Annotated in this window: 11 protein-coding genes; 3 read left to right on the forward strand and 8 right to left on the reverse strand. The window is 69.0% G+C overall.

What is annotated here, in order from left to right; genetic code table 11:
* Nucleotides 1–73: 73 nt before the first annotated feature.
* From VK98_RS03020 to VK98_RS03035, 4 genes are all read right to left on the reverse strand, one after another.
* The gene (locus tag VK98_RS03020; RefSeq protein ID WP_048412631.1) at nucleotides 74–904 is read right to left on the reverse strand and encodes an ABC transporter permease; all 831 of its coding nucleotides are present in this window, start codon (nucleotides 902–904) and stop codon (nucleotides 74–76) included.
* A gap of 19 nt (nucleotides 905–923) precedes the next feature.
* The gene (locus VK98_RS03025; RefSeq protein ID WP_048412632.1) at nucleotides 924–1,898 is read right to left on the reverse strand and encodes an ABC transporter substrate-binding protein; all 975 of its coding nucleotides are present in this window, start codon (nucleotides 1,896–1,898) and stop codon (nucleotides 924–926) included.
* Between the two features lie 255 nt (nucleotides 1,899–2,153).
* Nucleotides 2,154–2,570 (reverse strand): hypothetical protein, encoded by a 417-nt coding sequence (locus VK98_RS03030; RefSeq protein ID WP_048412633.1) that lies wholly within the window; start codon nucleotides 2,568–2,570, stop codon nucleotides 2,154–2,156.
* A gap of 335 nt (nucleotides 2,571–2,905) precedes the next feature.
* Complete coding sequence (locus VK98_RS03035; protein ID WP_156187744.1) at nucleotides 2,906–3,952, reverse strand: hypothetical protein; 1,047 nt, start codon at nucleotides 3,950–3,952, stop codon at nucleotides 2,906–2,908.
* Between the two features lie 145 nt (nucleotides 3,953–4,097).
* Between VK98_RS03035 and VK98_RS03040 the strand changes: the two genes are divergently transcribed.
* Nucleotides 4,098–4,655, forward strand: a complete 558-nt coding sequence (locus VK98_RS03040) for a GNAT family N-acetyltransferase (RefSeq protein WP_048412635.1) — start codon at nucleotides 4,098–4,100, stop codon at nucleotides 4,653–4,655.
* 67 nt (nucleotides 4,656–4,722) lie between these two features.
* Here VK98_RS03040 and VK98_RS03045 read toward each other — a convergent pair whose 3' ends face one another.
* Nucleotides 4,723–5,448 (reverse strand): ABC transporter substrate-binding protein, encoded by a 726-nt coding sequence (locus tag VK98_RS03045; RefSeq protein ID WP_048412636.1) that lies wholly within the window; start codon nucleotides 5,446–5,448, stop codon nucleotides 4,723–4,725.
* Nucleotides 5,449–5,617: 169 nt separating this feature from the next.
* Between VK98_RS03045 and VK98_RS03050 the strand changes: the two genes are divergently transcribed.
* Complete coding sequence (locus tag VK98_RS03050) at nucleotides 5,618–6,886, forward strand: hypothetical protein (protein WP_048412637.1); 1,269 nt, start codon at nucleotides 5,618–5,620, stop codon at nucleotides 6,884–6,886.
* A 95-nt stretch (nucleotides 6,887–6,981) separates the two neighbouring features.
* Here VK98_RS03050 and VK98_RS03055 read toward each other — a convergent pair whose 3' ends face one another.
* The 3 genes from VK98_RS03055 to ptsP all read right to left on the reverse strand — a co-directional run bounded on the left by VK98_RS03055 (nucleotide 6,982) and on the right by ptsP (nucleotide 12,231).
* The gene (locus tag VK98_RS03055) at nucleotides 6,982–8,661 is read right to left on the reverse strand and encodes a PTS fructose transporter subunit IIC (RefSeq protein WP_048412638.1); all 1,680 of its coding nucleotides are present in this window, start codon (nucleotides 8,659–8,661) and stop codon (nucleotides 6,982–6,984) included.
* 109 nt (nucleotides 8,662–8,770) lie between these two features.
* The gene (pfkB, locus tag VK98_RS03060; protein ID WP_048412639.1) at nucleotides 8,771–9,718 is read right to left on the reverse strand and encodes a 1-phosphofructokinase; all 948 of its coding nucleotides are present in this window, start codon (nucleotides 9,716–9,718) and stop codon (nucleotides 8,771–8,773) included.
* On the reverse strand, nucleotides 9,715–12,231 hold the full coding sequence (ptsP, locus tag VK98_RS03065) for a phosphoenolpyruvate--protein phosphotransferase (protein WP_048412640.1): 2,517 nt from the start codon (nucleotides 12,229–12,231) through the stop codon (nucleotides 9,715–9,717). The genes pfkB and ptsP overlap by 4 nt, the downstream gene beginning before the upstream one ends.
* A gap of 313 nt (nucleotides 12,232–12,544) precedes the next feature.
* Here ptsP and VK98_RS03070 point away from each other — a divergent pair, with 313 nt between their 5' ends.
* Nucleotides 12,545–13,531, forward strand: coding sequence for a LacI family DNA-binding transcriptional regulator (locus VK98_RS03070; protein ID WP_048412641.1), 987 nt, complete (start codon nucleotides 12,545–12,547; stop codon nucleotides 13,529–13,531).
* Nucleotides 13,532–13,680: the final 149 nt, after the last annotated feature.

Here is a 13,680-nt window from a genome sequence, read left to right on the forward strand (position 1 = left end):
GCGCGCCGACGCGGGCAGCAGCCGTTGTAGACCAGGAGGCGCAAGGCGGGATCAGCGGTTTTGTTAGCGGTTTTTATTGGTCGATGCCGCGATGCCATTTCAGCAGGCGATTGTTCAGCCCCTGCATCAGCACGTCGATCAACAGCCCGAGGATGCCGATGGTGACCATGCCGGCGATGACCTTGTCGGTCCAGAAGTACTCGCGCGCCTCCATGATGCGGTAGCCGACGCCGCTGTTCACCGCGATCATTTCCGCGACGATCACCACGATGAAGGCGGTGCCCATGCCCACGCGCGCGCCGGTGAAGATGAAGGGCGTGGCCGCCGGCAGGATCACCCGGCGGAACAGGGTGGCGCGGCTGGCGCCGAGGTTGCGCGCGGCGCGGATATAGATGCCGTCCACATTGCGCACGCCGGAGATGGTGTTCATCAGGATGGGGAAGAAGGCGCCGATGGTGATCAGGAACACCGCCGGCGGATTGCCCAGGCCGAACCATAGAATGGACAGCGGGGTCCAGGCGATGGGCGGAATCGGCCGCAGGAACTGGATCAAGGGGTTGAAGGCCCGGTACACCGGGTCGCTGACGCCCATGAACAGCCCCAGCAGCAAGCCCAGGCCGCCGCCCAGCGCGAAGCCCAGCACCACCCGCCACAGGCTGGCCGCCACGTCGTGGACCAGCTCGCCGGACAGCAGCCAGGACAGGTAGGCGCCGGACGCCGGGTCGTAGGCCTCCAGCGGCTGCCAGTAGGCCAGCCACTTCTGCAACACCGCCAGCGGCGAGGGCAGGATTTGCGGATTGATCCAGCCCAGGCTGGAACTGGCCTGCCAGATCAACACGATGGCGATGGGCACCGCCAGGCTGGACCAGGCCTGGCCCAGCCGGGAAAACACAGTCTGCTGCATGAATTCGCTCCCGCCGCCGTCAATTAATCTTGAGGTCCTGCTTGGCCTTGCTCAGCAAGTCCAGCTTCACCCAGTCCGCCGCCTTGGGCGGCTTGGCCATCTTGCCGATGCCGTACTGCTGCATCATGTCGGTGGTGGTCTGGATGTGGGCCACGCTCAGGTCGTAGCTGTACGGGGAGTTGGAGATCGCGTCCTGGAAGTCGTCGGCGCTGATCTGGTTCTTGAACATGTTCTCGCGCACGTATTTTTCCGCCAGCTTGGGGTTCTTGATGAAGGTGTTGGTGGCTTCCACAAAGCACTTGATCAGCCGTTCCGCCACGCCGCGGCGTTCCTTGTACATTTTCTCCGTCATCACCAGGGTGCGGATCGGTTCGCCCAGCGGGGTGTCGTAGGGCTTGAGCACTTCCACGCCGAAGCCCTTGTTGATGGCTTGCGAGGATTGCGGCTCGGACTGGCTCATCGCGTCGATCTGCTTGCCCATCAAGGCCTGGTTCAGGTCGGCGAAGGGCATGTAGATCACCTGCACGTCCTTGCCCGGCTTGTCGGACCAGCTGAGCTTGTACTTGGCCAGCTCCGCCGCCAGCAGCAGCTCCTGGGCGCCGCCGCGCGCCACGCCCACCTTCTTGCCCTTCAGGTCCTTGACGCTCTTGATGCCGCTGTCCTTGGCGGCCACGATGCGCGCGCCGCCCTTGGCGAAGCCGGCCACCGCGTAGATGGGCGCGCCGCCGGCGCGGCCGGCCACCGCCGCGTCCGCCGCGCTGGCGGCGATGTCCACTTCGCCGGCCACGATGGCCGGCATGATGTCTATGCCCTTGGCGAACATGCGCTCTTCGATCTTCAGATCGTATTTGGGCGCAATCTCCTTCATATAGCTGATGGCGCCGTAGTGGGCGAACTTGAGGTTGCCCAGCCTCACCACGTCGGCGGCTAGGGCGGGCAGCGAGAGACCGCCGCTCAGGGCGGCGAGACAGAGCCAGGTGCGGATGCGTTGCATGGTGTTTCTCCTTTGTGGATGGGGGCCGGGCGAAGCGCGGCGATCTTTTATTTATACGATGTTTGCATTTTTCGGCTCGGCGATGCGCTGCGCGGCTTTGCAATGGTTCTTATTAGGCAAAGCGCGTGCCTGGCGTTTTTTTCTCCAAGCCATTGATTTTCAATGGTTGAAGAGGGGCGTTGTGGCCGGATTCAGCCAGCGCCGCCGCCGGCTGTGCCAAAATCGGCTCAGCCTTAGGCGGCGAAAACGATGCATCTATTCAGTATTGACCGGCCGTTTTTCCGCCAACTGACGCAGCGTCTCCTCCCGGAGCTTGATGCGGTCTATATAGCCGAAGATGTCGATGGGGAAGACCAGCACCTGTTCGATCAGGGCGAAGAAGCCGGCCCAATAACCCTGTTCAGGACCTTCCGCCGCGAAATCGACGTCGCCGGCGATGCGCGCCAGCAAGGTGCGTCCCGGGGCGTCGGGATTGTCCTGCACGTACTGGATGAAGTGGCCGGCGTATTCGCGTCCCAGCAAATAGGCCTGGCGATAGTCGTCGGCCGGCGGCACTTGCCAGCAATGCACGCGCGGGCGATCCGGCAAGCGCGCGGCGAAGGGCAGCTCCTGATAGGAGATGGGCTTGAGGTTGGGGCGGTAATGGCGACGGGGCGGGTATTTGACTGACATGCGCGCACTCCTGTTGATTCATGGCTGCCGGCGAGGCGGCAGGCTCATGGCAGGCGCATGGCAGGATTGGAGTTCCGGCGCCACGGCCCGGCGGGTGCGAGCACCCTCCCACCACGGCCTGCCCGTTTAGGCATGACTGATGGTGCAAGGGCACGGCCCAGGCGATTGCGGCGCTGGGTCCGAGGCGGCGGGGCCAGACTCCAATCTGGGCGCCGCCGGTTGGGGCGGCGCGTTTGCGATTGTGCCTAGCGGGAATCTGGGGGTCAAGACGGCGGCATCGGCCGGCGGGCCGCCAATCTTGGCGCCCGGCCTTGCCCGGGCGGCGGCTCCGGAGTCTAGGCGTAAAACCGCGATTGTCCTTGCCAGTCGCCGGCGACGAAGTCTTGCACATGATCCAGGAATTTGTCGTGGCGGCCCAGGCGGCTGTCGTCGGCCTGCCGATTGGCCGGCAGCAGATAGAGCTGGCCGACGTGGCGCACCGGCAGCAGGCCGTCCAGCGCCGGCACCAGATCGCCCTGGACGCAGTAATGGCGGATATGGGCCGAGGCCGCGCGCGCCTGATCCAGATTGTTGTCGTGCCGCGCCAGCAGTTCGCGCTGCAGGCCGCGGCCGAACTGGGCGCTGCTGAAGCATTCGGCGTGGACGGGGCGTTGCGGGGTGGACAGCTTCATCGCCGCGTAGGCGGCCATGCCGCCGCCCAGCGAATGGCCGCCGGTGCTGACGGTGTAGTCGGGCTCGCCGCCGCGCATCAGCGGCAGGCCGGCGGCCAGCCCTTGCAGCTTGGCGGTGAGCTGGGCGGCCTGAGCGTAGCAGGCGGGGCGGCCGCCAAAGGCGGCGTTGCCGATGTTGGCGCGCCACTGCCGCGCGACGCTGACCAGGTTTTTCAGATTGCGCTGAGCCAGGCCGCCCACGCCGCGGCCGCTGGTGGTGCCGCCGAAGACCAGGCGGATTTCCCCGGCCGCCTTGTTGCGGAACACATAGGCCACCAGGCCGCTTTCCGGGTCCATCAGGCGCGCCTGCTGCGGCTGGAACTCCAGCTTGCTGCCCTTGGCCAGCAGCCGCGCCAGTTCGGCGTCCGGGCTCCACTGGGTGGCGCGCAGGCTGTCCAGGTCCCGGCTATAGGGGAAGTTGGCGAGCAGGGCGCTGTCCTTGAGCCTTTGCCGGGCCGGCTCGGGCTTGAGGCTTTCCAGCGTCTGCGGCGCGCAGAGGCCGTCCAGCGGGTTGGCGCGCGGCGCGGTTCGGGACGAGGCGGGGGCGTCGGCGCGGTTTTCCGCTTGGCTGAGCCGCGTCGGCATCGCGCTGGGCGCGGTCTTGGGGCGGGCGGCTTCGGTTTCGGCGGCGGCCGGCCGGGACGCGGCGGCGCGGGAGGCTTGAATGAGCATGGTGGGCAGACGCGAGTGAAAGTTGATTCGCCGCATGCTAAGGGCGCGCGGGCGGTTTGCCTTGCAGATTTTACTCAGCCGGCGGTTACGGTTCCGTGATAATGGCGAGTCCGGAACGAAAATGCACGCAGCGGAAGGAGCCGCGATGGAAATGGAAACCGAGCGTTTATTGCTGCGCCAGTGGCGGGACGAGGATCTGGCGCCCTTCGTCGCGATGGGGCGGGACCCGGAGGTGATGCGCTATTTTCCGGCCTTGCTGAGCGCCGAAGAGAGCGCGGAAGGCATGGCGCGCCAGCGCGGATGGATAGCGGAGCGCGGTTGGGGGTTCTGGGCGGTGGAGGAGAAGGCGTCCGGCGATTTCATCGGTTTCGTCGGTCTGGCGGTGCCGCGCGCGGAACTGCCGTGCATGCCCTGCGTGGAGGTGGGCTGGCGGCTGCGGCGCGCGTCCTGGGGCCGCGGCTACGCCAGCGAGGCCGCGCGCCGGGCGCTGGCCTTCGGTTTCGACGAGTTGGCGCTGGACGAGATCGTGTCCTTCACCGCCTTGCCCAATCTGCCGTCGCAGCGGCTGATGCGGCGGCTGGGCATGCGCGACAGCGGCCGGGATTTCGATCATCCGGCGTTGGCGCCCGGGCATCCGCTGCGGCGCCACTGCCTGTATCGCTTGTCGGCGGCGGAGTGGCGCGCGGCGGCGCCTGAGGTGTGAAGCTGGGAGGGAGAACAGCCGCCGTCAGGCGGCCTTTTTGTCGCCCGCGGCATGGTGCGGCGGGCGCTCATTGCTGCCAGTGGTTGTAAATCGTTTGCAGTTTTCCGTTTTGCTGCAGCCGGGCCAGCGCGGCGTTGAATTGAGCGGCGCGGCTGTCGCCCTTGGCGAAGGCGACGAAGCGCGGCATTTCCACCAGCGGCTTGGACAGGATGCGCACATGCGGCAGCGCGCGCAGCTGGCGGGCGTAGTAGAGCAACTGGCCGCGGTCGCCGACGATCAGGTCGATGCGGCCGGCCAGCAGCATCAGCAGCAGTTGCTCGGGATTGGTGGCGCTGGCGTCGCGCTTGAGCTGGGCCTTGTCGAAGGCGGATTCGTAGGCGTAGCCGTGGACCTGGCCTATGGTCAGCGGGGCCAGATCGGCCAGGGTGTTCCAGTTTTGCAGGCCGTGCTGCTTCAAGACCATGAACACGGTGCGGCCGGTGCGTATCGGGCCGGCCAGTTCGTACTGGCCGCGCCGCTCGGCGGTGCCGGCGAACTGGAAGGCCATGTCCACGTCGCCGTTGCCCAGCATCTGCTTGACGCGTTCCCAGGGATAGAGGTGCAGCTGATAGGGGATTCTGGCTTCCGCCATCACCGCCTGAACAATCTCCACGTCCAGGCCCTGGGGCTTGGCGCCGGCTTCGTTCTGGTAGCTGTAGGGCGCGAACTGGATGTCGCCGGCGATGCGCCAAGTCTCCGGCTGGGCCGCCCAGGCCGCCCCGCAAAACAACAGCATGCTCAACACACGCCTCATGGTTGCCCCCGTCGTCGCCGCCTTCCGTCGGTATAGCCGGAGCGGGGCGGAGCGGCAAGCCGGGCGGTTTTTGCAAGCGCCCGGACGCCGCCTTGCCGAGAATGGCTGCAAGGGCCGCCCCGTTTACAGGGCGCGGCGGAGTCCATACGCACTATTCAGGTAAGCCGCGATGTCTTCTTCCATTAGTTTCAGCGCCGGCGGTCCGGCGTTTTCCCTCAGCAACGAGCGCGTGGCCCGCATGATGAGCGGAGACCGGCAGACGGCCACGCACATGGGCTTGTGGGACAAGTTCAAGGACGTGTTCCGCGCCGAGAAAAAACAGGATGCCTTGAACACGCTGTTCAAGCTGGTGGACAGCCAGTCGCCGGCGCGCTCCTTCGATATTTTCAATCGCTTGGCGCAGCTGGCCACGCCCAGCAACCGGACCTTGTTCACGGTTGCGGTGGCGCCGGAGCAGGGCGGCGGCAAGATCAGTTATTGCATCAACGGCCAGCCGCTGAAAACGGAGCGCTTGTCGCCGGAGGGGCGGGAGGTGATTCTGGCGCGCCTGGGCGCGCCGCTGGGCGCCGAACAGGCGCAGGCGCAGGCGGCGTCGCTGGCGGATTACCGGATGGACGTTTCGCCGGGGCTGATGTATCTGCTGGACGGCGATTTCGCTTCCGGCGGGGTGCACAAGCGCTTTCACGCCGATACCGGGGTGTTGCAGGCGCGGGACGAGGTGGGGCGGGCGGATTTCGTCCGCGAAGGCCAGCTGGAGGCGTACGCCGAATCCCGCCCGGCGCTGCGGGATTATCTGTCCACCCAGCAGCAGATCGCCGCGCCGCCGGGCGTCAGCGACAAGTTCGCCTACGCCCGGGTCGAGCAGTACGACCCTGCGGTCATCGTCAGCCGCGAACTGGACGTCGGCCTGCCGCTGTTGTCGCTGGACCAGGCCCGCAGCGTGGCGGCGCAATTGGTGGACATGGCCAGGACTTTCTACTGCCATCAGCTGTCCCACCGCGATCTGCACATGCAGAACCTGCTGGTGCACGAACGCAAGGAGGACGGCGCGGTGTTTCTGAAGGCCATCGATTTTGGCCGCGCCAAGTTCGGCGAGGCGTTCGAGGCGGAGCGCTTCAACGACATCGATTACCTGTTCAAGCGCGAAGGCTGCTCGCTGGCGGAGACGGTGGGCCGCAACTACCTGGCCGGCAAGGATTCGGCGGTGGCCAGGAAGCATTACCCCCTGCACAAGCTGCTGGAGCGTTTCAACGAGCGCGGCGCGGAGGTGACGGAGACCCTGTCCGGCATCGGCAAGATGTTGAAGGCGGATTTGCAGATGGCGGGGCCGGGGGACGAGCTGCGCATCGATCAGGCGTTCGAGCGCGCCTCGGCCTCGGTGCAGATGGCCTTGGCCGGGCTGGCGCGGCCGCAGTTGGGGGTGGGCTTGCGACTCTGAGGAGATTTACGCTTCGCGGCGCCGCGGTCTTGAAGCCCGCGTAGAAAAGCCCCTCCCGCTTACGGCGGGGAGGGGCTTTTGCTTGGGCGCCCGGCTCAGGCCGCTGCGGCCTGGGCGGGCTTTTTCAAGGCGCGCAGCGCGATCGCGGTGATCACGGTGCCGGCCAGCAGCGCCAGCAGGTAGAAGCCCAGGTGGCTGACGGCGTTGGGGATGGGCAGCACGAAGACGCCGCCGTGCGGCACCTTCAGTTCCGCCCCGGCCAGCATGGAGATGGCGCCGGCCACCGCGGAGCCCAGCATCAGCGCCGGGATCACCCGCAGCGGGTCGCGCGCGGCGAAGGGAATGGCGCCTTCGCTGATGAAGGCCAGGCCCAGCACGCCGGCGGCCTTGCCCGCCTCGCGCTCGTCGGCGCTGAAGCGGTCGGCGAACAGCTTGGTGGCCAGCGCGATGCCCAGCGGCGGCGTCATGCCGGCGGCCATCGCCGCGGCCATCGGCGTATAGACCTGGCTGGCGATCAGGCCGGTGGAGAAGGCGTAGGCGGCCTTGTTGACCGGGCCGCCCATGTCGAAGGCCATCATCGCGCCTATGATGGCGCCCAAGACCAGCGCGCTGCTGCCCTGCAGGCTCTTCAGCGCCTCGGTCAGCATGCCCAGCAAGGCGGCCACCGGGCCGCCGATCACGTAGATCATCAGCAGGCCCACCAGCAGCGAGCCCAGCACCGGCAGGATCAGCACCGGCTTGAGGCCGTCCAGGTTGCGGCCCAGCTGGATCTTGCGATTCAGCCAATCGGTGCCGTAGCCGGCGATGAAGCCGGCGATGATGCCGCCGAGAAAGCCGGAGCCCAGGCTGGCGGCCAGCATGCCGCCCACCATGCCGGGCGCGATGCCGGGACGGTTGGCGATGGAGTAGGCGATGTAGCCGGCGAGGATGGGCACCATCAGCGCGAAGGCGGATTTGGCGCCGATCTGGAACAGCGCCCAGGCCAGGGTGCCCTTGTTGGCGTCGTCGAAGGCGTAGATGCCGCCCAGCGCGAAGGCCAGCGCGATCATGATGCCGCCGGCGGTGACGAAGGGCAGCATGAAGGAGACGCCGGTCATCAGGTGCTTGTACGGGCCGCTGCGCTCGCTGGCCGCTTTTTCCGGCGCGGCGTCGGCCGCTTCCGGCTGATGGGGTGCGGCTTCGGCGATGGCGCGGCGCAGCAGCGCCTGGCCGTCGTTGATGGCGGCCTTGGTGCCGCTTTGAAACAGGCGCTTGCCGTGGAAGCGGCTCAACTCCACCTGGGTGTCGGCGGCGATCAGCACCAGGTCGGCCTCGGCGATCTCGCCAGCGCTGAGCGCGCTCTGCGCGCCCACCGAGCCCTGGGTTTCCACGCGGATGGCGTGGCCCAGCGCCTGAGCGGCCTGGCTAAGCCCTTCCGCCGCCATGAAGGTGTGGGCGATGCCGGTGGGGCAGGAGGTGACGGCGACGATGCGCAGCGCCTTGCCTGCCGGGGCGCTCAGCGCCGCGGCCCGGCGGACGGCGTCGGCCGGGTCGGCCAAGGCCTGGTCCAGGCTCAGGCTGAGCGCCGGCAGGCCGTTCAGGCGCGGATCGGCGGCGACGCCGATCAACAGCGCGGCCTGGGCGGCGGCGAGTTCGGCCGCGGCCAGCGGCGGCGCGCGGTCCAGTTCCAGGCTCAGAGAGTGCCCGAGCCCTTGGGCGGCCTGGCGCAGCGCTTCCGCGGCCAGCCGGCCCTGGGTGCTGCGCTCGCCGGCGTCGATGATGGCAAGTAGGTTCATGGCGTTGTTTCCCTTGTGTTTTTGGTTTGGAGCCGCAGGCAAAGTCCCTGATGCCGGATGGTCTGGCCGCGGCTCGTCCGCCGATGCGCGGCGGATCGAAAACCGGCGTTTAGTCCAGGCTCTGCAGTCGGACTTGCGCCGCCAGGGCGCGCACCTGTTCCGGCGGCGGCAGGTGCGGGCCGACGCGCGCCAGCTTGGCGGCGGCGAAGGCCACCGCCAGCCGGGCTTCGGCCTCGAGGTCCAGCCCGTCCAGCCGCGCCGCGGCCAGGCCGGCCACCAGCGCGTCGCCGGCGCCCACGGTGCTCAGCGGCTGTTGCGCCGGCAAGGAAGCCAGCAGCGCGCGGTCGCGGACGGCGAACAAGGCGCCGTCCGCACCCAGCGACACCACCACCTGTTCCACGCCGCGCTGCAGCAGCCCGCGCGCGCAAGCCAGCACCGCGGCGGTGTCGGGCAGCGCGCGGCCGGCCCAGAGCTCCAGTTCGTGACGGTTGGGTTTGACGCAGTGCGGCGGCGCGTCGCCGTCCAGCGCCTGGCTCAGCGCCTCCCCGCTGCTGTCCAGCAGCAGCCGCGCGCCCAGCGGCCGCAGCAGCCGGCACAGCCGCAGATAGCTGTCGGCGGGCAGGCCGGGCGGCAGGCTGCCGCACAGCGCCACGATGTCGCCGGGGCGCAGCCGGGCGGCCAGTTCGGCGCCCACTTGCTCCAGCTGGGCTTCGCTGGCGGCGATGCCGGGCAGGTTGACGTCGGTGGTGTCGCCGCTGGAAAGGTCGGCCAGCTTGATGTTGACCCGGGTGTCGCCGGGCAGGCGCAGCATGTGATCGGCGATGCGCTTGTCCAGGAACAGCTGTTCGAAGGCCTCGCTGTTGTTGCGGCCCAGCAGGCCGCAGACGTCGACCGGTGCGCCCCAGTCCGCCAGGCAGCTGGCCACGTTGACGCCCTTGCCGCCGGCGTTGCTGCTGGCGCTTTGCGCCAGGTTGACCGCGCCGGGCGTCAGCCGGGCCAGGGCGATGGTCTGGTCCAGCGCCGGATTCAGGGTGACGGTGTGGACGCGCGCGCTCATGTCAGCTCCCGCGCCAGCATGCGCACTTCGTCGGCGCTGTCGCAGGCCAGCGCCTGCTGCGCCAGCTCGCGCAGCCGGTCTTGGCCGTTGGCGCACAGCTTGGCCTTGACCGCGGCCACGTCGCGCGGGCTCATCGACAGCTCGGCCACGCCCAGGCCGGTCAGCAGCGCGGCGCCGAAAGGGTCGCCGGCGATGCCGCCGCACACGCCCACCCAGCGTTGATGACGGGCGGCGCCGGCCACGGTGTGCTGGATCAGCCGCAGCACGGCCGGGTGCAGGCTGTCGGCCTCGGCCGCCAGCTCCGGGTGCTGGCGGTCCATCGCCAGCGTGTACTGGGTCAGGTCGTTGGTGCCGATGGAGAAGAAGTCCACGTATTCGGCCAGCTGGTCGGCCAGCAGCGCCGCGGCCGGCACTTCCACCATGATGCCCAGAGGCACCGCCGGCGCGTCCAGTTCGCGGCGCAGGCCTTCGCACCAGCCCTTGAGCCGGGTGATTTCCTTCAGCGAGGTGATCATCGGGAACATGATGGACAGCGGCTGGCCGCCGCGGGCGGCGCGGTAGAGCGCGCGCAGCTGCGGCTCCAGCAGGTCGCGGCGGCGCAGCAGCAGGCGCGAGCCGCGCATGCCTAGGAAGGGGTTTTCCTCTGCCGGCAGCTTCAGATAATCCACCTGCTTGTCGCCACCTATGTCCAGCGCGCGCACGATCAGCGGCCGGCCGTCCAGCGCGTCCAGCATGGCGCTGTAGGTGTGGAACTGCTCGTCCTCGCTGGGCGCCTGCTCGCGCTCCAGGAACAGGAATTCGGTGCGCATCAGGCCCACGCCCTCGGCGCCGGCGTCCAGCGCGGCGGCCACCTGGTCCGGGCGGTTGATGTTGGCGGCGATTTCCACGCGGTGGCCGTCCGGGGTCACCGCCGGGCGCTGCCGCTGTTCCGCCTGCTGCTGCTGGGTGCGCTGCTGGGCCTGCAGCCAGTCGCGGGCCGAGGCCAGATCCTGCTCGCCGGGGTTCAGGTAGAGCCGGCCGCCGATGCCGTCCAGGATGGCCGGGGTGCCGTCGGCGATGTCCAGCAGCGCAGGGCCGCCGGCCACCAGCGCCGGCAGGCCCAGGGTGCGCGCCAGGATGGCGGTGTGCGAGGTGGGGCCGCCCTGGGCGGTGGCCAGCGCGCGGATGCGGCCGGTGTCCAGGGTGGCGGTGTCGGACGGGGTGAGGTCGGCGGCCAGCAGAATGCAGTCGTCGCCGTCGATGTCGGCCAGGGTGGCGCTGTTCAGCGCCGGGTCCAGCTGGCGCAGCACGCGGCGGCCCACGTCGCGCAGATCGGCGGCGCGCGCCGCCAGCAGCGGATTGCCCAGCGCGGCCAGCCGTTCCGCCATCCGTTCCACCGCCTGGTGCCAGGCCCACTCCACGCCGTGGCCGCCCACCATCAACTGGCAGGTCAGGGTGATCAGATCGGTGTCGGACAGCAGTTCGGCCTGGGCCTGGAAAATGCCGGCCTCGGCCTTGCCCAGCCGGCTGGCGGTGGCCGCGGCCAGTTCGTTCAGTTCGGCGCGGGTGGCGTTCAGCGCCGCGTGCAGGCGGTCGCCGCCTTCGCCCAGCGCCACCGGACGGTCCGGTACTTTCAGCTGGCCGGCGTGCAGCACGCGCACATGGCCGATGGCGAGGCCGGGGCTGGCGGCGACGCCGGCGATGGACAGCGGATGGCCGGGCGGAATCCAGCCCTGTTGCGCCGCCAGCAGCTGCGCTTTTTGCGCGGCCAGCGCGGCGTCGGTCTGTTCCTGCGCCGAGGCGTCGCGCATCGCGGCCAGCAGGCCGGCCAGCGCGGCGGCGGCGTCCGGTCCCTGGGCGGACACGGTGACGGTGTCGCCGTGGCGCAAGCCCAGTTGCAGCAGGCTGATCAGGTTTTTGGCGTCGGCGGCGTCCTGGCCGTGACGCACTTGCAGCTGGGCGGCGTGGCGGCGCGCGGCCTCCACCCATTGCGCGGCCGGGCGCGCGTGCAGGCCGTTGGGGTAATCGACTATCCATTGCGCGCGCTCGGCCAGATCGGCGGCGGCGTCGCCGGCCGCGGCCGCAGGCGCGTCTTCCAGCAGGGCCAGCACCTGGGCCGGCTCCCGGGCGCTGAACAATTGTTCGAGCCGGGCCTCGTCCTGTAGCAGCCGGGTCAGCCGGCGCAGCAGGGTGATGTGTTCGTCGGACTGGGCGGCGATGGCGAACAACAGCCGGGTGCGCTGGCCGGGGTTCCATTCCAGGCCGTCCGGAATCTGCACGATGGCGATGCCGGTGCGGCGGATCAGCTGGCGGTCCTCCACCATGCCGTGGGGAATGGCCAGGCCGTTGCCCAGGAAGGTGTTGGCCACCGCCTCGCGCCGCAGCAGGCTGTCGATGTAGGCGGGTTCTATGCAACCGGCGTCGGCCAGCAATTGTCCGGCCAGGCGGATGGCCGCCTCTTTGTCTGCGGGCTGACAGCCCAGCCGGATCAGTTCGGGCTGGATCAAGGAGGAGGGCGATCCGGTGTCGTGCATGGCGGTCTCTTCAGTCGGTTCAGGTGGCAGCGCTGTGCTTGGAATCCGTTCAGGCTCCGCCGCGCGGCGGGGGCAGGGCTCCGAACAGGCTCTGTATAGCGGATCGGTCCGCGCTCGCCAGCTGTCTTTGCGGCGGGGCGGGGCCGTCCATGCGCTGAGTGAATTGAAAACGATTACATTTTTACTGTCAACATAGTCGTAGCGCTGCCGCTACATCTTTGTGCTGTCTCAAGCGCCAGTGTTGTAAAATTACGCTTTGGGGGTATGCTTGGGGAAACCCAATGTCGATCATGGCGAGAGAAAACGATTTCATATGACGGTCAGCATCAAGGATGTGGCGCTGGCGGCCGGCGTGTCGGTGGCCACCGTGTCGCGGGCCCTGGCCAAGGGCCCGGTGAGCGCGGCGCTGAAGGCCAAGGTGGAGGCGGCCATCGCCGCCACCGGTTATCGGCCCAATTTGTCCGCGCGGCGCTTGCGCTCGCGGCATAGCGACACCATAGGCCTGATCGTGTCCGATATCCGCAACCCCTTCTTCACCGCGGTCAGCCGCGCGGTGGAGGATGTGGCCTACCAGGCCGGCATGCGGGTGATTCTGTGCAACACCGACGAGAACCCGGACAAGGAGGCGATGTACCTCAGGCTGATGCAGGAGGAGCGCGTCACCGGGGTGATCTTCGCCGCCACCCGCGCCACGGCGGAGACGCTGGACGCGGAGGCGCTGGGGTTTCCGGTGGTCTTGATCGACCGGGCCGCGCCCGGCGGCGCGGCCGACGCGGTGGTCTTGGACAACGCCGCCGCCGCCGGCCTGTTGGTCGGCCATCTGCGCGAGCAGGGCCATGACCGCATCGGCGGGCTGTTCGGCAATACCAGCAGCACCGGCGCGGAGCGGCACGCCGGCTTCGCCGCGGCGCTGGCGGCGGCCGGGCTGGCCGCGCCGGCGCGTTTCGTCGCGCCCACGGCCGAGGGGGCGCAGCAGGCGGTGTCCGCCTGGCTGACGGAGGCGGAGGCGCCGCGGGCGCTGGTGATCAGCAACGGCCTGCTGCTGCTGGGGGCGATGCGCGCGGTGCGCGCGCTGGGCCTGGCCTTGCCGCGCCAGCTGGCGCTGGCCGGTTTCGACAACGACAGCTGGACCGAGCTGGCCGGTCCGGGGCTGACGGTGATCGAGCAGCCGGTGGACGAGATCGGCCGCGCGGCGATGGCGATGCTGCTGGAACGGCTGGAACAGCCGCAGCGGCCCACGCGCAAGGTGGTGCTGACCGGCCGTTTGGTGGTGCGGGGCTCCAGCCTGGCCGCCGGTTAGCCGCCGCGCTTGTGGCGGCGGCGAGACAGCCCCTGGCCCGGCGCGGAAGGCGGCCGCGGTTTTGATTTTTAATGTATTAAATATTGTGCCATGATTTGCCGATGCCGTTTCAGCCATCGCCGCCCAGCCGGGCGGCCGTCAGGAGGAGG

This window comes from Chromobacterium sp. LK11, from assembly GCF_001043705.1.
GTDB classification, from domain to species: domain Bacteria; phylum Pseudomonadota; class Gammaproteobacteria; order Burkholderiales; family Chromobacteriaceae; genus Chromobacterium; species Chromobacterium alkanivorans.

What these genes read in the sequence shown, in the direction of transcription:
- VK98_RS03020 (WP_048412631.1), bottom strand. Translation starts at nt 904, where the DNA reads ATGCAGCAGACTGTGTTTTCCCGGCTGGGCCAGGCCTGGTCCAGCCTG.
- VK98_RS03025 (WP_048412632.1), bottom strand. Translation starts at nt 1,898, where the DNA reads ATGCAACGCATCCGCACCTGGCTCTGTCTCGCCGCCCTGAGCGGCGGT.
- VK98_RS03030 (WP_048412633.1), bottom strand. Translation starts at nt 2,570, where the DNA reads ATGTCAGTCAAATACCCGCCCCGTCGCCATTACCGCCCCAACCTCAAG.
- VK98_RS03035 (WP_156187744.1), bottom strand. Translation starts at nt 3,952, where the DNA reads ATGCTCATTCAAGCCTCCCGCGCCGCCGCGTCCCGGCCGGCCGCCGCC.
- VK98_RS03040 (WP_048412635.1), top strand. Translation starts at nt 4,098, where the DNA reads ATGGAAATGGAAACCGAGCGTTTATTGCTGCGCCAGTGGCGGGACGAG.
- VK98_RS03045 (WP_048412636.1), bottom strand. Translation starts at nt 5,448, where the DNA reads ATGAGGCGTGTGTTGAGCATGCTGTTGTTTTGCGGGGCGGCCTGGGCG.
- VK98_RS03050 (WP_048412637.1), top strand. Translation starts at nt 5,618, where the DNA reads ATGTCTTCTTCCATTAGTTTCAGCGCCGGCGGTCCGGCGTTTTCCCTC.
- VK98_RS03055 (WP_048412638.1), bottom strand. Translation starts at nt 8,661, where the DNA reads ATGAACCTACTTGCCATCATCGACGCCGGCGAGCGCAGCACCCAGGGC.
- pfkB (WP_048412639.1), bottom strand. Translation starts at nt 9,718, where the DNA reads ATGAGCGCGCGCGTCCACACCGTCACCCTGAATCCGGCGCTGGACCAG.
- ptsP (WP_048412640.1), bottom strand. Translation starts at nt 12,231, where the DNA reads ATGCACGACACCGGATCGCCCTCCTCCTTGATCCAGCCCGAACTGATC.
- VK98_RS03070 (WP_048412641.1), top strand. Translation starts at nt 12,545, where the DNA reads ATGACGGTCAGCATCAAGGATGTGGCGCTGGCGGCCGGCGTGTCGGTG.